Annotated in this window: 17 protein-coding genes; 10 read left to right on the top strand and 7 right to left on the bottom strand. The window is 47.0% G+C overall.

Going from position 1 to position 18,510, the window contains the following annotated elements; all coding sequences use genetic code 11:
* Nucleotides 1-338 precede the first annotated feature (338 nt).
* The 4 genes from MOX91_RS03845 to MOX91_RS03830 all read right to left on the bottom strand — a co-directional run bounded on the left by MOX91_RS03845 (nt 339) and on the right by MOX91_RS03830 (nt 4,893).
* A complete protein-coding gene (locus tag MOX91_RS03845; protein WP_370396760.1) occupies nt 339-1,784 on the bottom strand; it encodes a hypothetical protein in 1,446 nt (481 codons plus the stop codon).
* A 39-nt stretch (nt 1,785-1,823) separates the two neighbouring features.
* The gene (locus tag MOX91_RS03840; protein WP_370396759.1) at nt 1,824-2,591 is read right to left on the bottom strand and encodes an RsmE family RNA methyltransferase; all 768 of its coding nucleotides are present in this window, start codon (nt 2,589-2,591) and stop codon (nt 1,824-1,826) included.
* Nucleotides 2,592-2,595: 4 nt separating this feature from the next.
* On the bottom strand, nt 2,596-3,147 hold the full coding sequence (locus MOX91_RS03835; protein WP_370396758.1) for a flavoprotein: 552 nt from the start codon (nt 3,145-3,147) through the stop codon (nt 2,596-2,598).
* Between the two features lie 66 nt (nt 3,148-3,213).
* Nucleotides 3,214-4,893, bottom strand: coding sequence for a hypothetical protein (locus tag MOX91_RS03830; RefSeq protein WP_370396757.1), 1,680 nt, complete (start codon nt 4,891-4,893; stop codon nt 3,214-3,216).
* Between the two features lie 125 nt (nt 4,894-5,018).
* On the opposite strand from MOX91_RS03830, the gene MOX91_RS03825 reads away from it, so the two are divergent.
* From MOX91_RS03825 to MOX91_RS03810, 4 genes are read left to right on the top strand one after another with little or no spacing between them, the layout of a single operon-like run.
* Nucleotides 5,019-5,990 (top strand): ABC transporter substrate-binding protein, encoded by a 972-nt coding sequence (locus MOX91_RS03825; protein WP_370396756.1) that lies wholly within the window; start codon nt 5,019-5,021, stop codon nt 5,988-5,990.
* Nucleotides 5,991-5,994: 4 nt separating this feature from the next.
* Nucleotides 5,995-6,828 carry an ABC transporter ATP-binding protein gene (locus tag MOX91_RS03820; RefSeq protein ID WP_370396755.1) on the top strand — a complete coding sequence of 278 codons (834 nt, stop codon included), beginning with the start codon at nt 5,995-5,997 and terminating at the stop codon, nt 6,826-6,828.
* Entirely contained in the window at nt 6,825-7,610 is a 786-nt protein-coding gene (locus tag MOX91_RS03815; protein WP_370396754.1) for an ABC transporter permease, read from the top strand. Before MOX91_RS03820 ends, MOX91_RS03815 begins: the two co-directional genes overlap by 4 nt.
* Before the next feature lie 52 nt (nt 7,611-7,662).
* Nucleotides 7,663-9,219 (top strand): PP2C family protein-serine/threonine phosphatase, encoded by a 1,557-nt coding sequence (locus MOX91_RS03810; RefSeq protein WP_370396753.1) that lies wholly within the window; start codon nt 7,663-7,665, stop codon nt 9,217-9,219.
* A 43-nt stretch (nt 9,220-9,262) separates the two neighbouring features.
* Here the strand turns inward: MOX91_RS03810 and MOX91_RS03805 are convergent, their stop codons facing one another.
* Nucleotides 9,263-10,672, bottom strand: coding sequence for a Gfo/Idh/MocA family oxidoreductase (locus MOX91_RS03805; protein WP_370396752.1), 1,410 nt, complete (start codon nt 10,670-10,672; stop codon nt 9,263-9,265).
* Between the two features lie 94 nt (nt 10,673-10,766).
* On the opposite strand from MOX91_RS03805, the gene MOX91_RS03800 reads away from it, so the two are divergent.
* Nucleotides 10,767-12,128, top strand: coding sequence for a GDSL-type esterase/lipase family protein (locus tag MOX91_RS03800; RefSeq protein WP_370396751.1), 1,362 nt, complete (start codon nt 10,767-10,769; stop codon nt 12,126-12,128).
* Nucleotides 12,129-12,197: 69 nt separating this feature from the next.
* Here the strand turns inward: MOX91_RS03800 and recA are convergent, their stop codons facing one another.
* Both recA and nadA read right to left on the bottom strand, forming a co-directional pair.
* Nucleotides 12,198-13,262: a recombinase RecA gene (gene recA / locus MOX91_RS03795; protein ID WP_370396750.1), complete on the bottom strand. Its 1,065-nt coding sequence runs from the start codon at nt 13,260-13,262 to the stop codon at nt 12,198-12,200.
* Between the two features lie 100 nt (nt 13,263-13,362).
* Nucleotides 13,363-14,328 (bottom strand): quinolinate synthase NadA, encoded by a 966-nt coding sequence (gene nadA / locus MOX91_RS03790; RefSeq protein WP_370396749.1) that lies wholly within the window; start codon nt 14,326-14,328, stop codon nt 13,363-13,365.
* Nucleotides 14,329-14,386: 58 nt separating this feature from the next.
* Here nadA and priA point away from each other — a divergent pair, with 58 nt between their 5' ends.
* From priA to MOX91_RS03765, 5 genes are all read left to right on the top strand, one after another.
* The gene (priA, locus tag MOX91_RS03785) at nt 14,387-16,615 is read left to right on the top strand and encodes a replication restart helicase PriA (protein ID WP_370396748.1); all 2,229 of its coding nucleotides are present in this window, start codon (nt 14,387-14,389) and stop codon (nt 16,613-16,615) included.
* A 7-nt stretch (nt 16,616-16,622) separates the two neighbouring features.
* Nucleotides 16,623-17,030: a rhodanese-like domain-containing protein gene (locus MOX91_RS03780; RefSeq protein ID WP_370396747.1), complete on the top strand. Its 408-nt coding sequence runs from the start codon at nt 16,623-16,625 to the stop codon at nt 17,028-17,030.
* Nucleotides 17,031-17,136: 106 nt separating this feature from the next.
* On the top strand, nt 17,137-17,328 hold the full coding sequence (gene rpmI, locus MOX91_RS03775; RefSeq protein WP_370396746.1) for a 50S ribosomal protein L35: 192 nt from the start codon (nt 17,137-17,139) through the stop codon (nt 17,326-17,328).
* A gap of 81 nt (nt 17,329-17,409) precedes the next feature.
* Entirely contained in the window at nt 17,410-17,760 is a 351-nt protein-coding gene (rplT, locus tag MOX91_RS03770) for a 50S ribosomal protein L20 (protein ID WP_370396745.1), read from the top strand.
* A 150-nt stretch (nt 17,761-17,910) separates the two neighbouring features.
* Nucleotides 17,911-18,498: a polysaccharide biosynthesis/export family protein gene (locus tag MOX91_RS03765; protein ID WP_370396744.1), complete on the top strand. Its 588-nt coding sequence runs from the start codon at nt 17,911-17,913 to the stop codon at nt 18,496-18,498.
* Nucleotides 18,499-18,510: the final 12 nt, after the last annotated feature.

The raw sequence follows: 18,510 nt of genomic DNA, 5'->3' as shown, positions 1-18,510 counted from the left end.
TTTTGAACTTTTTTCAAAAACTTTTCTTTAAGACTTTTTCAAAGATCATCCACTCTTTCTCAAGTGAAAGGTCAATCACTCTGTACTTCCTCCCCCACTTTGCAAGCCTTTTTTGCAAATTTTTTTAAATTTTTATGTAAGTCCCCGCTATACAATTACATTACAAAATAAAAAATTTGAATAAATTTACAAAAAGAAATAAAATCTTAGAAATATTTTCATACTGCGTATCTGATAAAAAAAGACGCTTAAAACTTTTTCAATCCCCTTGAAAGCCTTTAAATAAAAGGTTTTTCGACAAGCAAATTCTATTCTGCGCAAAATTTTTTAGCAAACAACTACTTCCGCATGGGGTTATCCAGTAGCGAAAGCTTCAAGCCCGCCCTGTCAAAAAACCTCACGGCAAACGGAGTGTTAAACGGAGATGCAACATTCATCAAAGAATGGCGATGAATTCCTTTTAAATAGCAGAAATCAGACAAAATTTGCGCACTTTCGCCGTTTCCGCTCGGATACAAATCGTCCGAAAAATTTTTGAGTCTGTATGAAGACGCGAAAATGGAATTTGGCATATTGACGTACCAATTACCCTCGCTTTTGTCAGAAAATATTTTATCGAATTTTTTAAACATACTCGTTGCAAATCCCAAATATTTTTCCTCTCCCGTCGCGAAATAGGCGTCTATCCAACCTCTGACAAGCAGAGCGCATGCCAGTCCGTTGGCTTCCGAAGTATTTTCAATCGAGCTATCCAATGAATTTAAAATTCCGGGCGGAGTGTTTTTTCTGCCTAAAATAAGACGTATTGCGTATGAATTTTTTACTGCGGCATTCTTGTATTTTTCATCGCCTGAAATTTTGTATGCCCGCGCCATAATGCTCATTGCAAGAGCATTGTCGAGCAGCGTTGCGACGGACTTTTCATAAAACAGACCGTCGCTTTTTTGGTTTTTCAAAATATCGTCGGCAACGTTTAAAAAATTATGCTTTGCGGAAGGCACAATCATTAAAAGCGCGTACTCCGAAAGCGCGCGCGCAAGCAAAAGCTTGGATGAAAATCTGTCTTCGTTTTTTATCTCGGAAATAATGGAGCCGTAAGCCGATGTGGCAACTTCCAACGCAGTTGGTGAAAAATTCGCAAGCCGCGCGGCAAGACGCGCATTCTCGCTCAAAAGGGCAGTTGCGTCCTTCCAGTCTTTCCGCCGCAGAAACATATTCATGTTCGCAAACGAAGAATCCGCGTTCCCTGAAAGAAACAGATTGGGAAATTCGGAAAGCTTTATTATGAAGCGCGAGGAAATTTGACGTTTCAAAAGAAGGTCGCCTTTATATTTTTCGTAGGCATTCACCGCCCCCATAAGACATGCGGCATCGTAAAACGGGGAATTTTTATCCCTTGAGAAGTCGGACGCCAAAAAAAGTGGTCTTCCCTGAGGGGAGAGAATGCCCAACGAAAATTTGCCCTCGGAACCTGAATTTTTGAAGATGTTTGAAAGCACTAAATTGTCGGCAAAATATTTTTTCGGAGAAAGCGTGGCGCAAATATAAAACTTTTTCAATATCGCCTTGGCCTCATCTGAAAATTCGGGGAAATCGCGGTCTTCAATCGTGAAAAAAATGAGCTTGTTCGAGATTCTGGCTTTTTCAAGCAAATCCGCGCCCCAATAGACGTCATGCGGCTCCATGCGCACCTTCGGCTTATAATAACGCCATGCCGCATACGCGCCGAACAGAACGCTCAGTGCGCCAAACAAGCATACAAGCCAAAAAGACAGTCTATTCATTAAAAAAAAATGACATATATTTTGAAATAAAGTTCCAAATTATTGTGATTTTTTTTGAAAAAACGCGCTGCAAACAGAAATTGAAAAGCTAGCGGCGACATCGCTTTTCATTACGCTATCGCCAAGCGTTGCGGGCGCAAACCCCGCAAGATACGCAGCTTTATACTCTTCTTTAGACAAATCCCCTTCGGGACCTATTAAAACACAAACTCCGCTCGGATTTTTCTCATCCAAAATAGAAAGAACAGGCTTCGGATTTTCCGCATCCAAAGACGCGACAATCCTTGCGCATTCTCTTGGAACAAAGAAATCGGCGCGCTTTATGAAATCGCCAAAATCTACAGGCTCGAATATTTTTAATGCGAGCATGTTTGCCGACTGCTTGACGGCTTCCACAATTTGGGCGCGCCATTTTTCAAGTTTTGACAAACGGTCTTTCCCGTCCGAAAACCGAACAATCGTCCGCTCCGAGACAACGGGAATTATTGCCGTTGCGCCAAGCTGTATTGCAGATTTTATGATGTCGTCAAAAGTTTTTCCCTTCGGCATACACTGGGCGAGAATTATCTGCGGCCTGCCGTCTTTTAAATCGCGCCTTGAAAGAATTTTAAGCTCCGCCTTCTTTGGAGAGGAAACTGAAATTTCGCATTCGAGAACTGTTCCCGACAAGTCAAATACATCAACCTTGTCGGATTTCTGCGCGCGCAAAGCCCCGCACAAATGCCTGCTTTCATCGGAAGACAAAAACAAGACGCCGCCAAGTTTGGCATCTTTCAAATTTTCAAAATAAGCCCTAAATCCAGACATCTTATCACAAAAGTTCCGCCGCCCTGCTTAAAATCAAATCAAGCCCCGCGAGCCTTCCCTTTCCGCAAGTTCCGCACGCAAGCATTCCGTCCTCGGGCTCCACGAAAGAAACCCCGAAGCTTTTCAGCGTTTCGATGTTTTTTTGGACGGCGGGATGAGAATACATCGCATCGTTCATTGCGGGAGCGATTAAAACTTTCGCCTTTGTTGCAAGATAGGTTGATGAAAGCATATCAGGAGCAAGCCCGTTTGCGAAATTGCCGATGGTATTCGCCGTGGCGGGAGCTACAATGAAAAGCTCGGCAAATTGCGCAAGGGAAACATGCTCGGGCTTCCAATCGTCTATGCGCTCCCACATGTCAACGCAAACGGCGTTGCGCGACACCGTTGCAAACACCCTTTCCGATATTATCTTAGAGGCGTTTTTTGTCATGATGACGCGGACTTCCGCCCCCGCCTTCACAAGCGTTGAAGCCAAATCAACCGCCTTGTACGCGGCGATTGAACTGCAAACGCCAAGTAAAATTTTCCTGCCTTTAAATTTTTGCAAATCCATATTTTTAATTTCTTATTGTCGGCGAAGAAGCAATCTTTGCAACCAAATAAAATTCCCGAAAACGCTTTACTTTCCCGCCGCGCTTTCAGCGGGAGAGTATTCCGACGAAGCGTCCGTTTTCGCTTTTTCCGCGGCTTTTGATACGCTGTCTATCGCCTCCAAAACGTCGCGCTTTAAGTTTGGCAAAGACTTGTATTTTTCAATCAAATCCTTAATCATTTTCAAGTCTCTGTTGACTACAGGAAGAATGCTCTCAGGTTCTTTTATAGAAGCATACACAAGATTTGCTGCGTCTTCGATTTTATTTTCGGATAGGGCAACGAGTCCCCGAACAGCCGAAAGAGCCTTGTCGTTTTGCAAGTCTTCGGGCAATTTTTTGAAATCCTCCTTTGCCTTTTCAAAGTCGGGAGCGTTGGCGTAAATTTTGTCCCACAAGGCGTAAAAATTGCCTTCGCGCGCGCCTTTGACAGCCCATTGCCAAGACTTTTCAGCATCCTGCTTCAATCCGATTCCGAGATTGTAGGCAAAGCTTGCGTCGTTTTCAATGAAACCCGAAGTGCGCGCTTCTTTTGGGAAAAGCTTGTTGTATTCGTCCTTGATTTCTTTCGCCTTGGCGGCAGTTTCGGGATTGTCGGAATAAAGCGCGAACAAAATCACGCGGTTGTATCGGGGCAGAATTTGGCTTCTTAGCTCCTCTTTCGTTGAATTTAAAATCCCCACGGCCCTTTCAGGATTTTTAACACCGTCGCAACCGTTTAAAAGAAGCGAAACAAATTTTATCGGCGCAGTTCCCTCAAGCACAAAAGCTTCGGGAGACGCCTTCATCGCCTTGTCGTAATAGGAAAGCGCGAGCTTTTGGTTTTCGGGAGAAATTTTTGAAAAATCCGAAACAAAAGGCTCCGCATCGGGGCTTAGGGCAATGTCAGCAAGAAGCGTATAGGCATGGGAAACGTTGTCGTCAGAGCTTTCCGATTCAATATCCGCAAGCGGATTTAATATTTCCTTTGCCTTTTCATTACGCGAAGCGAGAGCCTTCAACTCTTCGTTTACCGCATTTTGCGAAAACGTTGCATAGTGGTAAATGTTTGCGATTGCAAGCCGCGCCATTTTTTCGGCATTTTTTGAAATTTCCTTTGTGCGCCTTAAAATTTCCCCCGCCTTTTCCTCCGATTTTTCGACTCCGCCAAGCCCTTCCTTCAAGACGACATAGTCTATTGCTCCCAAAAACGCCGAAAGCTTTTCCTCGCCTATCGCAACAGACGCCTCAAACGCGCCGCGCAACTTCTCATACGCGCCCTTGATGTCGGAAGCGGAAAGCCTCATCGCCTCGCTGACCGCCGCGCCAAGCTCCACTTCCATTATCTTTTTTATGGAAGTTGAAGTTTCGGGCGGGACGTCTTTTGTCAAGACAAGCTCCATGTCGAGCTTTGAGAGCATCGGCAAGTCCACGCTCTTTAAAAAGCTTTCAAAATCGTCCCTGTCTTGCAGAACCGAAAAAGTCTGCGCGATTATGTTTGCTGATTTCAAATACTGCCCGCTTTTAAAATCAGCCTGCGCCTCTTTCAAAGCTTCCGCGATTGCGAGCTTGCGCAGAGCGGGATCTTCGGCAGGAGAATTTTGCGGCGAAGATGGCACTATGCTTATTTGGCTCGGATCAATGGGAATTGTTATGGGAGAAGCGTCTTGCGCGAACAAAGAGCATGCCGCGCAAAAAAACGCGGCGGCGGCAATGGATTTTCGTTTCATGTTTATTGCAAGTTAAAATTTTTCGATTATTGCTTTTATCGACAGCAAGCTGCCGCGCATAAAATTTATGTTGTAAAAAAATTAAAAGACTTTCTTAATAAGTGTCGAATTAAAAAATAATTTTTATGAAAAAGACATTATTATTCGGACTTTTCCCAATTCTTGTTCTTTTCCTTTGCGCATGCGGAAAAAAGAGCGCAAAAACCGTAAACGTGGGCATGTTCCCAAATGTCACGCACGCACAGGGCGTAATCGCATACCAGCTTTCAAGAGAAGGCAGGGGATGGTTTGAGAAATACCTGCCCGAAGACTGCAAGATAGAATGGATTTCATTCAACGCCGGTCCGAGCGCGATTAACAGCATTTTCGGCGGAGATTTGGACATGACCTACATCGGCCCCAACCCCGCAATCAACGGATTTATAAAGTCCGACGGCAAAAGCGTGCGCGTTTTGGCGGGGGCGGCAGACGGCGGCGCGGGGCTTTTGGTAAATCCCAAACTCGGCATAAAGTCGCCCAAGGACTTCAAGGGGAAAATCATCGGAACTCCGCAAGTGGCAAACACGCAGGACGTGGCTTGCCGCGCATGGCTCATCGCAAACGGGCTCAAAATAAATGAAGGCGCGGGCGGAGACGTTGAAATTCTGCCCACGAAAAATCCCCAGCAGCTTCCGATTTTCAAGCGCGGGGAAATGGACGCCGCATGGACGGTCGAACCCTGGGTTTCGCGCCTTGAAACGGAAGCGGGCGCAAAAATGTTCTTCTTTGAAAAAGACGCCGTAACAACAGTGCTCGCCGCGCGCACGGAATTTTTGAACGAAAAACCCGAAATTGCAAAAGCCCTGCTTCAAGCGCACAAAGACCTCACAAAATGGATAAACGAAAATCCCAAAGAAGCGCAGGAGCTTGTGCGAAAAGGCATAAAAAACATATCCGGAGCGGACTTTCCGCAAGAGCTGATTGCAAACGCATGGAGGCGCATGAAATATACTTCGGAAATTAACCGGCATGGAATGGAAAAATTTGTCGATGACTCCTTTTCGTGCGGATTTATAGATAAAAAAATCGACATAAGCCCGCTGTTTTTCAAATTCTAAAACGATGCAAGCAAATTTAAGCACTCCACACGCAAAAGTCGCCGCCGAATTAAAAATCGTGCCGCCATCAAAGCTTGTCATTGAAAAAGTGAGCAAAGAATTCACGAGAGACGGCAAGAAATTCACGGTTCTCGACGACATAAACCTGCATATCGAAGAAGGGGAATTCGTATGCCTCGTAGGCCCGAGCGGATGCGGGAAAAGCACCCTTCTAAACCTTATAGCGGGCTTGGATTCCCCCACAAGCGGTGTAATTTACACAAACGGCAATCCCGTCTATGCCCCCGGGAGAGACAGAATGATGATGTTCCAGGAGCACGCCCTATTCCCGTGGCTGGACGTGCTTGGCAACGTAATGTTCGGGCTTAAATTAAAGCCCAACCTAAACGATGCGGAGCGCAGGGAAGTCGCGAAATACTACATTTATTTAGTGGGGCTTGAACGCTTCACCCACTCCGCAATCCACGAGCTTTCGGGGGGAATGCGCCAGCGCGTGGCTCTTGCAAGAAGCCTCGCCCCCAACCCGAATGTGCTGCTTATGGACGAGCCTTTCGGCGCGCTCGACGCCCTCACGCGGGAAAACCTCTACCGCGACCTGCAAAAAATCTGGCAGCAGCGTAAAAAAACAATCGTCTTCGTCACCCACAACATCCGCGAAGCCGTTTGCCTTGGCGACAGGGTTCTACTGTTTTCTCCAAACCCAGGCAAAATACAAGAAGAGTTTAAAATAGACCTCCCGCGCTTGCGCGACATAAACAACTCAAACCTTTCGGAAGTTTCTTCCGTCATAACCGCCGCGCTAAAACAGCACCTCGACGCGAAAGGAGTGGCAGAATGATGAAAAAGATGCTTTTTAGAATTTTATTGTCCGCGCTCGGCTTTTGCGCAATAATCGCCTTGTGGCAGCTTGCGTTCCACTTGGTCGATAACCGCACGAAACTTCCCTCTCCATTCAGCGTCTTTGAATACATCGAAGATTCTCTTTTAAGCGGAGTTTTGGTTTCGGCAATAAAGGGGACTTTAATGCGAATGTTTTCGGGATATGCGATGGGGCTTGTTTTCGGCATTCCGCTCGGAGTGCTTTGCGCCCGCGTAAGAATTTTCCGCGACACCCTCGGACTGCTCGCGCTCGGTCTTCAAGCCTTGCCGAGCGTATGCTGGGCAATTCCCGCTATTTTATGGTTTGGCGCAAACAACGCCGCAATGGTGTTCGTTGTGCTGATGGGCTCTGTGTGGTCGCTTCTTTTGAGCACCCAGCACGGTGTAATGAACATATCGCCAATCTATATCCGTGCCGCCCGCACAATGGGCTCGAAAGGGCTTCATACATGGATTTATGTCATAATGCCCGCCGCATTTCCAAGCATTGTGGGAGGAATGAAGCAGGGCTGGGCCTTTGCGTGGCGCAGTTTGATGGCGGCTGAAATCGTCGTAGCCCTCCCTGTGAGCAAGGCGAACGGCTTGGGGCTTCAGCTAAACTACGGCAACGATAACAATGACATCGCGCAAGTCATCGGCATCATGATTGTGATTGTCGCCATCGGACTTCTGGTTGACAAAATTTTATTCTCGCCGTGGGAGAACATGCTTAGAAAACGATGGGGCTTGGACGCCAAATAAGCCTTGCCATTGAAAAATCCGCAGGTAAAATTCCTGCGGATTTTTAATTTATATGAGGAAACTTACTTCCATACGCACAAGCCTTTTTTTGGCAATGGTGCTGATTGTGCTGATAATGTCGGCGGTATTCCTGCCCTACGGCTTTTACTCAAACATAAAGTCCGTCAGAAATTCGGTTGACGAGCGGCTTAAATCGGCGGCGGAAAGCCTTGCCGAAATAATGCCGGACGGATTTCAAAAGAGGGTTGAAAGCGAAACCCCGAATATGGCGGAATTAGGCGAAATCCGCCAAAAAATATCCCGCCTTAAAAACAGCTCTTCGCTGACTTCCCTTTACGCAATCTACAAAAATTCCGACGGCAAAATCCGCTATCTAATCGATGAAATATTCCCTCCGAACGCGGAAATGGAAAATCCCAATCCCCGCATTTTATCGGCGTTTGAAACCCGAAACCCGACTGTCGCGCAAATCAAAGACGACACTTTCGACTTTATGGCGCGAACCGCAATCATTCCAATGGAAAGCGACGACGGAGCTTTTTTTATCGGCGTCGCGGAACTTGAAACCGCAAGCATTCGCCCGATTATTTTTAACTCTCTATTAAATTTTTTCATACTGCTAAGCCTCGGCTCTTTTTTGGCACTAATTGCCGCGGCAAGCGTGGCGAGAAAATTTTCAAGGCCGATGCGAAGGCTATCCTCTTTCACACAAAAGCTCACCGAATCAAATTTCGATAAGGGATTGAAGCTCTCTGACACGCTCCCCGAAAGCGAAGTCCGCTCCGTTGAAGTAAAAACGCTTGCGGGAAACATCGACGCCATGCGCTCCAAGCTTTACGAATACATCGAAAACTTGGAACTTGAAACACAAGCCCGAAACCGCGCAGAAACGGAGCTTAAAATTGCGGGGCAAATCCAGCAGACATTCCTGCCAAAAAATGATTTTAAGGCTGAAAACATAGAAATATCCGCAAACATGCAAAGCGCAAGGGAAGCCGGCGGGGACTTATTCTGCATCGAAAAATTGGACGGCGGAAAAACCGCATTCGCGATAGGCGACGTATCAGGCAAAGGCGTCCCAGCCGCCCTTTTTATGGCGCGGATTACAACCCTCGTGCGCGCCGCCCTGCGAAACGGCGCAGGGATTTCAGACACGGTTAATTTTCTAAACCAAAGCATAGCGGAAAACAACGAATCCTGCACTTTCGTGACTTTCTTTCTGGCGGTTTTCGACGCCGAAAAAAGCGAATTAAACTTTGTGAACTGCGGGCATAATCCGCCAATCATAAAATCGGAAAATACCCCCTTTAAAGCACTCGAAGTAAAGCCGAACACAATCTTGGGAGTCTTTGCCGACGCAAAGTTTGAAACGCAAAAACTGAAAGTCCGAAGCGGCGACATTTTGTTTTTGTACACCGACGGAATTACGGAAGCCGCCAACAAAAACGGGGAGTTGCTCGGGCTAAACCGACTTCTAAGCATTCTAAACGCCCAATCCGACACTTCCGCCAAAAACCTCGTGAACTCCGCAATATCAAACGCCACGGATTTCGAGGAAGACCTGCCTCAAACCGACGACATCACGGCACTTGCCGCGGTTTTCAAATAAAAAAGCCCCGATTTAAATCGGAGCTTTCAAGGCGTTTAAAAAATCAGATTTTTTCGGGCAAAAATTCCGTTTTGTAGGAGTAGCGCGATTTCAGGAAGTTGTTGGCTTCTTTTGAATTTGTGAACTTCATTTGCCTGCCATTGAATTTAAGCTCTTTTTCAGGCACGAAGTTCGGAACAAGCCCCAAAAGCACTGTCGCGGCGAAATCTGCCGAAAATTCCACTATGTTCGACCCGGGCTGTTTGCCCGAAATACAACCGCGCAAAAACTCGTGGTGCGGATTGCCGCCGACGCGCTCTATCGTCGGGGCGGGAAGAGCGTTCGATTTCCTCAAATCCCTGAATTCTTCAAACGGATAAATCGAAACTCCGCCGCCGTATGCATTGCCGCAAAACACATTGCGCTTGGAGCATACGATTGCAGTTCCGTTGGAGCACCTGTCTATTGCGTCCTGCTTGAAATTTTTTAAGTCTTTGGGCTTGTCGTTTGCGTCATACCAGAACAGCTTAATCGGCTTTTTATGGTATTTGTTGGGGGCGAACTCGTACACGACCTGCGCTTTTGCGGGCCACGCGTAATCGTTCATCTCGGTGCGCGTGCCGTAAATTTTGGAAGGCAAGCCCAAGCCGAAAGCGGAATAGCCCAAGTCCATGAAGTGGCAACCCATGTCGCCCAAGGAGCTCGTGCCGAAATCCTGATAGCCGCGCCACGCAAAAGGCGCAATCGCGGGCGAAAACGGCTGGTCGGGCGCAACGTTAAGCCACAAATTCCAGTCGATATTCCCCGAATTATGGTTTTGCGAGGGGCGTTCAATCAAGCCCTGCTTCCAAAACACGTTCGGTCGGTCTGTCCAATGGTGGATTTCCTCGACATCTCCAAGCAAGCCCGCATCGTGCCATTCTTTGACTTGACGCCAGCCGTCTCCCGCATGCCCCTGGTTGCCCATTTGAGTGATAAGCCCCGTTTTTTTTGCAATGCGCTTCAATTCCTGCGTTTCCCAAAAAGTGCGTGCAAGCGGCTTTTCTATATAGACATGCTTTCCGTTTGCCATCGCCCATGCGGCGGCGGGGAAGTGCGCGTGGTCGGGAGTGCAGACAAAAACAGCGTCAATGTCCTTTCCCATTTTGTCGAACATAACGCGGTAGTCCTTAAATTTTTGTGCATTCGGGAATTTGTTGAAAGAGCCGCCCGCTCTTCCCCAATCCACATCGCACAAGGCTACGACATTAGCCCTGTCGAAATTTCCCGCCTCGTTTACGGACGCGGTTCCCCTGCCTCCGCATCCGATTATCGCAACGTTTATTTTAGAATTCGGGGCAGGTTCTTTGCCTATCGCCCATCGCGGCAAAATCGAAAAAACTGCCGCTCCCGCACCTGCGGTTTTTAAGAATGTTCTGCGTGATATATTCATGATTTCCTCCATATTTGAAATGTCATTTATTATATGAAACATTCTTTTACAAATAAAAATGCAAAAGGTCAACTTTTTTATAAACATTGTTGACGCGAAATAATTTAAGAAGTAAGCTGAAAAAAAAATTTTATATATGATGAAAAAAATCATTACCGCATTTTTATTGGGAATTTGCGCGGCGGTATCCGCTTTTGCGCAGGAAAAAATTAAAATCGCCTGCATTGGCGATAGCATAACGGAAGGCTTCGGGCTGAAAAACTCGTGCACAGATTCCTACCCCGTGATTTTGGGCTATATGCTTGGCGACAAATACGAAGTGCGCAACTTCGGCATAACGGGCAAATGCGTTCAAAAAGACAGCAACGACCCATACTGGAAAAGCGGCAGAATCCCAAAAATCAAGGAGTTCGACCCCGACATAATCATAGTAAAACTCGGCACAAACGACTCCAAAGGCGTAAACTGGAAGTCCCCCGAAATTTTCCAATCCGATTACGAAGCTTATCTTGACGAAGTGTCTAATCCGAACAAAAAGCAAACTTTCATTTTGGCTACAAGCGCATGGGTGAAAAAAGACGCAATCGGCATCACCCGCAAAGTAATTACGGAAGGCGTAAACCCGACAGTGCGAAAAATCGCAAAAAAGCGGGGTCTTAAAATCATAGACTTCCACTCCCTTTTGGAAGACCACCCCGACTGGTATTGCGACGACATTCACCCGAATGAACAGGGAGCATACAAAATGGCGGAATTTGCATACAAATTTTTGACTGCTAAAAAAAATACGCCGAAAATCCCATATTTCCGCGGCAAAAAATCCGATTTTGAAGGCTTTGCGCGCTACGATTTTAAATTCAGATGGAGCGACACTTCCATTTGGCTTCCGCAAAATCCGTCCGCAAACGGAGAATGGCTCTGGGTTTCCACAAAATACAAAAATACGGAAGAGGAAAGGCAGCTGATTTTGGGGCTTCTCAAAAAAGGCTGGCACGTCGTTTACACAAACATTGAGGGCTGGTGGGGCAACCCCAACTCAGTCAGATGGTTCGAGAATGTTGAAAGATACTTTCCCGAGCTTCTGAAAGTTTCCGAAAAACCGTCCGTAGCGGGATTTGGAACAGGGGCTTTCCACGCGGTAAACTTCGCCTCAAAACACCCCGAAAAAATCGAAAAAGTCTATCTTTGCAAGCCTGAACTTGATATTTTGAAGTGGGCAAACGACGGACATATGCAAACATTCCTGCGCGAATGGAAGCTCTCGGAATCAGACTTGGAAAATTTCAGAGATTCTCCTATTGAAAACATCAAAAATTTTGCGGAAAACAAAACGCCCGCAATAATTCTTCCCAAAGACGAAGAGCAATTTAAAATCCTGAAAGGATATTTCCCGAAAACCGCGAAAAACATAATCTTTATAAAGGATAATTCCGACGCCGAAAAGGAGGCGGAAATTGCGGTAAAATTCCTGACCCAAAAACCAAAGAAAAAGAAATAGCCGAAAAACCAAGCGCAAAAAAAATCGCAATGAAACCCATTGCGATTTTTTTAACGCCAAATTGAAAAGCTATTCCGCGCTTGAAGAGTCGGGGGCATCCTCGCCGAGAGTTGAACCACCGACGACTTTCACAGTCGCCATAATTTCGTTTCCGATTTTTTCGGCAACTTCGGGATTTTGCATGAGATATGCCTTTGCGGCTTCCCTGCCCTGCCCGATTAGTTCCCCGTTATAGGAAATCCACGCGCCTTTCTTTTCCAAAATCTTGTTTTCGATGCCCAAGTCGATTAAACTGCCTGTCTTGGAAATGCCTTCGTTATACATGATGTCGAATTCGCATTCAGTAAACGGCGGAGCGACCTTGTTTTTCACAACCTTAATCTTCGTGCGGTTGCCGATTACCTTGCCCGAAGTATCCTTGATTTGCCCAATTCTGCGAATGTCAATTCGGGTTGTCGCAAAGAATTTCAACGCCCTGCCGCCCGGAGTTGTTTCGGGAGAGCCGAACATAACGCCGATTTTTTCGCGGATTTGGTTCGTAAAGATACATACGCACGAAGTCTTGTTGATTGCCGCGGTCAGGCGGCGCATTGCCTGGCTCATCATTCTCGCCTGCAAGCCGACCGTGCTGTCGCCGAACTGCCCGTCAAGCTCCGTTTTGGAAACAAGAGCCGCAACCGAGTCTATAACGATGACGTCTATCGCGCCGCTTCTTATCAAAGTTTCGGCGATATTCAGGGCGTCTTCGCCGCATTCGGGCTGGGAAACCATGAGATTGTCCAAGTCAACGCCGACAACTTTCGCATAGCGCGGATCGAGAGCATGCTCAACGTCGATAAACACTGCGTTGCCGCCCTTTTTCTGCGCTTCCGCAATGAGCGAGAGGCAAAGCGTTGTTTTCCCCGAAGATTCGGGCCCGTAAATTTCGCAAATTCTTCCGCGAGCCAACCCGCCCACGCCCAAAGCCAAGTCGATGGCAATGGAGCCTGTGCTGATTACTTCAACGTTCATTTTCGTGGCGTCGCCAAGCCTGATTAAAGACCCTTCGCCAAACTGCTTGTTAACGGCGCTCAATGCAAACTCGAGAGCCTTGTCGTTGCCTCCTTCGGGAAGCTGTGATGTTTTTTTAGCCATAATTTAATTTCGTTTCGTGATTAAAAATATCGCGGTAATGTTTTACGCAGACAAGCGTTTGCCAAATCCGCAAAAACTGCAATTAAATTTTTCAATTTTTTTATTTGCTCCATGAGAGCATTTTTTCAATGGCGGCTTTTGCCTTTTCGGCAACCACTTCGTCAACCGAGACTTGCGGGGACATGTCCCGCAGGCAGTCGCGCAGTTTTTCGAGCGTGTTTTTATCCATGTGCCTGCAACGCAAACTCTTTGAGTTCGGGGCGGGCGCCGCTATAAAAGTCTTGTTCGGGACTTCGCGCCTCAAACGGTAAATCATTTGCTCGACCGTAGCAACTATTATGGTGTCTGAGGGGTTTTCGCGCGCCCAGGCAATCATTTTTTCCGTGCTGCAAACATAGTCGCAAACATCGCGGACTTCCTTTTTGCATTCGGGATGGCAAACAATGGGGGCTTTGAATTCCTCGCGCAGTGCCTTCAAGTCTTCCGCCTTGTAAGAGGCGTGGGCGCAGCAGCATCCGTCCCACAAAATCATTTTTCTACCTGTCATTTCTTCAACCCAGGAACCCAAATACCTGTCGGGAGCGAAAATAATCTGCTCGTCCTTCGGAAAATGCTCCACAATCTTGACAGCGTTGCCGCTCGTGCAAATGACGTCGCTCAGGGCCTTTACCGCCCCGCTGCAATTTATGTAGGAGACAACTTTCGCGTTCGGATACTGCGCCTTGAAAGCGGCAAGCTCTACTGCGGGGCAGGATTCTTCAAGCGAGCATCCCGAAGCCGCGTCGGGCATAAGCACTGTCTTTGAAGGATTTAATATTTTGGCGGTTTCCGCCATGAAATCCACGCCGCAAAACACAATCACATCGGCTTTTGCGTCTCTTGCGCAATATGAAAGCCCCAAGGAATCCCCTATGAAGTCCGCGACTTCCTGTATTTCGTTTGCGACATAATTATGCGCCAATATTACCGCATTGCGCTCTTTCTTCAAACGCAACACTTCTTCCTGCAAAGCACTGAAAGGCTTTTTGGCTTCGTTTTGATACGGCTGAAAGATTATAGGTTTCATTTTATAATGCTACAAAATTGACACGCCGCGGCTTATTGGTCAATATTCTAATTTTAAAATGGAAAATTTCGATTCGGCAACAGTCGCGCTTTTTAGCGGAATGGACGCGCCCTTGACCTACAAAATCCCGCCCTGTCTTTTTGGCAAGGTTCAAAAAGGCTCAATGGTGCGGGTTCCCCTGCGCAACAGGCTGTCAGAAGGCGTGGTTACAGAACTGCTTAATTCGGAAAATGCGGGGTTTAAGTTAAAGGATATCCAAGGGCTTGTCCAACCGCAAAGAGTTCTTACCCCCGACTTGATAAAACTTGCCGAATGGATGAAAAGCTACTATTGCGCCTCAATGCAAAGCGTGCTTGAATCAATGATTCCCGCGGTGGTTAGAAGCGGCAAAAACCCTATGCTCGCAAAAGAAGTGTCGATTAAAAAAATTCTCGATAACACCGAGCTTGAAAAGCTTTCAAAACGCGCGCCCGCCCAGGCAAAGCTTTACGAAATCCTGCTTGAAAACAAGGCTCCGATGCTAAGAGCCGCAATCTTAAAAATGGCGCATTCAAGCGATTCCGCCATACAGTCGCTGATTTCAAAGGGCATTTTTTCCGAAGCCGAAAAAACAATGGAAAGAGCCGCCTATTTAGACGACATTTCAGACGCCGAAAGGGTGCCGTCAACTCCGCACAAGCTAAACGAAGAGCAGTCCGCCGCGCTAAACGACATTGTTTCAAAAATCGAATCAAAAAAATTTGCAGCCCACTTACTTTACGGAGTTACCGGCTCGGGAAAGACGGAAGTATATATGCAGGCAATGCAAAAAGTCCTCGAAAAAGGGGGCTCTTGCATATTTTTGGTGCCTGAAATTTCGCTTACCCCGCAAACAGTCGGACGCTTGCGCTCGCGCCTCGGAGGGCTTGGTACGGAGCTTGTGGTCTGGCACAGCGGTCTTTCGGACGGGCAGAGGCTCGACGCCTGGCGCGCACTTGCCGAAGGCAGGGCGAGGGTCGTCGTCGGGGCGCGTTCCTGCGTTTTCGCCCCAATCGAAAACCCCGACTTAATCATAGTTGACGAAGAGCATGACGGCGCGTACAAGCAGGATAAAAATCCGCGCTACAACGGAAGGGACGCCGCGGTAATGCGCGCGCATCTGTCCAACTCGGTCTGCGTGTTAGGCTCTGCAACCCCGTCTCTTGAAACTCTTTACAATGTCCGCCAAAAAAAGTACTCGCAAAGCAAAATAATGTCGAGAATTGACGGCGCGCAAATGCCGAAAATCAAGATTGTGGACATGAAATACGAAAAGCCGAACACCCTGCTTTCAAACATGCTTATAAACAAGCTTTACGAAAGGTTTGAAAACGGCGAGCAGTCAATGCTTTTTCTAAACAGGCGCGGATATTCCAAAGTTTACGAATGCCCCGACTGCGGGCATGTCGAAGAATGCCCCCACTGCTCAATTTCAATGACGTGGCACAGAAGCGAAAACATCGTGAAGTGCCACATGTGCGGCTACCAAAAGCCCGCCCCCGTTTCTTGCTCGCAATGCGGCTCGAAAAACGCGAAGTGGCATTCTTTCGGAACGCAGAAAATCGAAGAAACCTTAAAGGCGATAATTCCGCAGGCAAGAATAGGAAGAATGGACGCCGACACAATGAGGAAAAAAGACGACTACCGCAGAGTGCTTGCGGATTTCAGGCGCGGCAATATGGATATTTTAATCGGAACGCAAATGATAGCCAAGGGTCTCGATTTCCCGCGGGTGACCTTGGTTGGCGTCGTGAATGCCGACATAAGCTTGCATATCCCCGATTTCAGGGCGTCGGAACACACCTACCAGCTGATAGTGCAGGTTGCGGGAAGGGCGGGAAGAGGCAACGCGCGCGGAGAAGTCATAATACAAACCAGAACGCCCGAAGCCCCGCCAATCCAATACGCCAAGACAAGCGACATGGAGTCGTTTTTGGAAGAGGAGCTTTCTGCGCGGATAGAATACCACTACCCGCCCGCAACAAAGCTAATCCGCCATATATTTAAAAGCCGCTCCCTGCAAAAGCTCGAATACTACACGGAGCAGTGGGCGCAAGCGGCAGAAAGGGAAATCGGAGAAATCTGCCAAATACGCGGCCCTGTTCCCGCCCCGATAGAAAAGGTCGAAGATTTTTACAGATGGCAAATCTGGTACTTCTGTTCGTCAATAACAGCAGTATCGAAAAGACTGAACGCCCTGCGCAAAAACTTTAAATTTGACGAAGAAATACAAGAACTTCTCGACATCGACCCTTATGATTTGTCATAATGCCATCATGAAAAACATATGCACCATATTTTTGTCCGCCCTTTCCGCAATTATTTTCGCGGGGTGCGCCACCACAATCCCGAGCGAAAAAATCATTGAACGCCACGATTGCGAAGTCATAATAGATGTCCGCACGCCCGAAGAATTTTCCGAAATCCATGTAAGCGGCGCAATATCAATGCCCGTTGACATTATCGAAGAAGAAATTGCCGAATACGATATTCCAAAAGACGCAAAAATAGGCGTTTACTGCAAAAAGGGCGTCCGCGCCGAAAAAGCGAGGGCAAAACTTCAAAGGCTCGGCTACAAGAACGTAACCAACCTCGGCTCAATCAAACGCCTCGAAAGGATTGCAGGAAGAGAAAGCGAAAAATCCACCGCCCCGAAACAATGGTCGAGAGAATCAATCTTCTGACAAAAAAATCCACGCCAAAAGCCGCAATGCAAAAAAAATTGCAAAAAAAGCTTTACAGCCGACACTTAAAACTTTTTATTTACGAGTTTTCTAATTAAAGGGAAAAATGCAAAAGACAAAAAAATCAATATCAAAACGCTTCAAGTTGACGGCAGGCGGTAAACTTCTCCGCCGCAGCCCCGGCAAACGCCACTTGCTCCGCAGCAAATCTGTAAAGCAAAAGCGAGTTGCAGGTCATGACAAGAAAGTTGCGGAAGGCGTAGCGGCAAACATGAAAGCCGCAATGCCCTTTGCATAATTCTATTGAGGCACAGTAAAAAATAGCGTCGAAAGGGTGCAAAGGCGACCCCCAGACCATAAAAAAAAGAAAGAATAAAACATGCCAAGAGTAACAAATGCAGTTCAAACGCGCGCAAGAAGAGTGCGTGTTTTGAAAACAACCAGAGGCTATTTCGGCAACAAGAGCCGCCTCTACAAATTCGCAAAAGACGCGCAGATGCACGCAGGCGTTTACGCCTATCGCGACCGCAGAGTCCGTAGGCGCGAATTCCGCAAGCTCTGGATTGCCAGAATAAATGCGGCATGCCGTGTCCGCGGCTTGAAATACAGCGTATTTATGGCGGCATTGAAGAAAGCCAACATCGAGCTTGACAGAAAGCAGATTTCCGAATTGGCAATCTCCAACGAAGCGGGTTTTGAGGCTTTGGTAAAGCAGTTGAATTTGAAGTAAAACGCAATTTTTTAATCTTGAAGAAGCGGCAAAATACAAATTGCCGCTTTTTTGTTTTTTAAGCATCGAAAAATTTAATCCCGCAATTTGCGGAGAAAAGAAATTTTACTTGAAAACACCATACATTTCCTATTTTATGGGAAATGATTTATGAAAAAATACTTTACTATTATCCTATTGTTTGCGAGCGCAATTTTTGCCCAAACAGCGCATGCCCAACAAACTTCGCCTTCATACAAGTTGCGTCCGATGGACGTAATCCAAATGAGCGTCTTTCAAGAGCCTGAATTGTCAAACATAGACGCAAGAATCGTATCTGACGGAACAATTATACTGCCCCTTATCGGCAAAGTGCAAATTGCGGGCTTAACATTGATAGAAGCTCAGCAAAAAATCACCGCTCTTTACGAAAAAGACTATTTGCAAAAACCGCAAGTTTCGCTCTTCATACGCGAATATGCAAAGCAGAGTTGCTATGTTTTGGGCTTTGTGGCGCGCCCCTGCGAATATGAATTTCCGCGCGAAGAGGCGGACAAGATGACCATTACAAGAGTAATCGCTGGCTGCAACGGCTTCTCCCCGAGAGCCAACCGCCGCGCGGTTTTGGTAAAGCGCAAGCTTGAAAACGGCAAGGAAGAACTTTTCACAATCAATGTCAGGGAAATTCTTACAGACCAAGCTCCGGACTTCCCCATCAAAAACGGCGACATCATCGAAGTCAAGGAAGACATCATATAACAAGAATTCCCA

The organism is Intestinicryptomonas porci (assembly GCF_033971905.1).
Taxonomy (GTDB): Bacteria; Verrucomicrobiota; Verrucomicrobiia; order Opitutales; family Intestinicryptomonadaceae; genus Intestinicryptomonas; species Intestinicryptomonas porci.
The sequence above is the reverse complement of the archived record's forward strand: the minus strand, read 5'-3'. Positions and strand labels throughout refer to the sequence as shown.

Bases quoted from the DNA above. Each gene is read 5' to 3' on its own strand.
- MOX91_RS03845 (WP_370396760.1), bottom strand. From the start codon at position 1,784: ATGAATAGACTGTCTTTTTGGCTTGTATGCTTGTTTGGCGCACTGAGC.
- MOX91_RS03840 (WP_370396759.1), bottom strand. From the start codon at position 2,591: ATGTCTGGATTTAGGGCTTATTTTGAAAATTTGAAAGATGCCAAACTT.
- MOX91_RS03835 (WP_370396758.1), bottom strand. From the start codon at position 3,147: ATGGATTTGCAAAAATTTAAAGGCAGGAAAATTTTACTTGGCGTTTGC.
- MOX91_RS03830 (WP_370396757.1), bottom strand. From the start codon at position 4,893: ATGAAACGAAAATCCATTGCCGCCGCCGCGTTTTTTTGCGCGGCATGC.
- MOX91_RS03825 (WP_370396756.1), top strand. From the start codon at position 5,019: ATGAAAAAGACATTATTATTCGGACTTTTCCCAATTCTTGTTCTTTTC.
- MOX91_RS03820 (WP_370396755.1), top strand. From the start codon at position 5,995: ATGCAAGCAAATTTAAGCACTCCACACGCAAAAGTCGCCGCCGAATTA.
- MOX91_RS03815 (WP_370396754.1), top strand. From the start codon at position 6,825: ATGATGAAAAAGATGCTTTTTAGAATTTTATTGTCCGCGCTCGGCTTT.
- MOX91_RS03810 (WP_370396753.1), top strand. From the start codon at position 7,663: ATGAGGAAACTTACTTCCATACGCACAAGCCTTTTTTTGGCAATGGTG.
- MOX91_RS03805 (WP_370396752.1), bottom strand. From the start codon at position 10,672: ATGTTTCATATAATAAATGACATTTCAAATATGGAGGAAATCATGAAT.
- MOX91_RS03800 (WP_370396751.1), top strand. From the start codon at position 10,767: ATGATGAAAAAAATCATTACCGCATTTTTATTGGGAATTTGCGCGGCG.
- recA (WP_370396750.1), bottom strand. From the start codon at position 13,262: ATGGCTAAAAAAACATCACAGCTTCCCGAAGGAGGCAACGACAAGGCT.
- nadA (WP_370396749.1), bottom strand. From the start codon at position 14,328: ATGAAACCTATAATCTTTCAGCCGTATCAAAACGAAGCCAAAAAGCCT.
- priA (WP_370396748.1), top strand. From the start codon at position 14,387: ATGGAAAATTTCGATTCGGCAACAGTCGCGCTTTTTAGCGGAATGGAC.
- MOX91_RS03780 (WP_370396747.1), top strand. From the start codon at position 16,623: ATGAAAAACATATGCACCATATTTTTGTCCGCCCTTTCCGCAATTATT.
- rpmI (WP_370396746.1), top strand. From the start codon at position 17,137: ATGCAAAAGACAAAAAAATCAATATCAAAACGCTTCAAGTTGACGGCA.
- rplT (WP_370396745.1), top strand. From the start codon at position 17,410: ATGCCAAGAGTAACAAATGCAGTTCAAACGCGCGCAAGAAGAGTGCGT.
- MOX91_RS03765 (WP_370396744.1), top strand. From the start codon at position 17,911: ATGAAAAAATACTTTACTATTATCCTATTGTTTGCGAGCGCAATTTTT.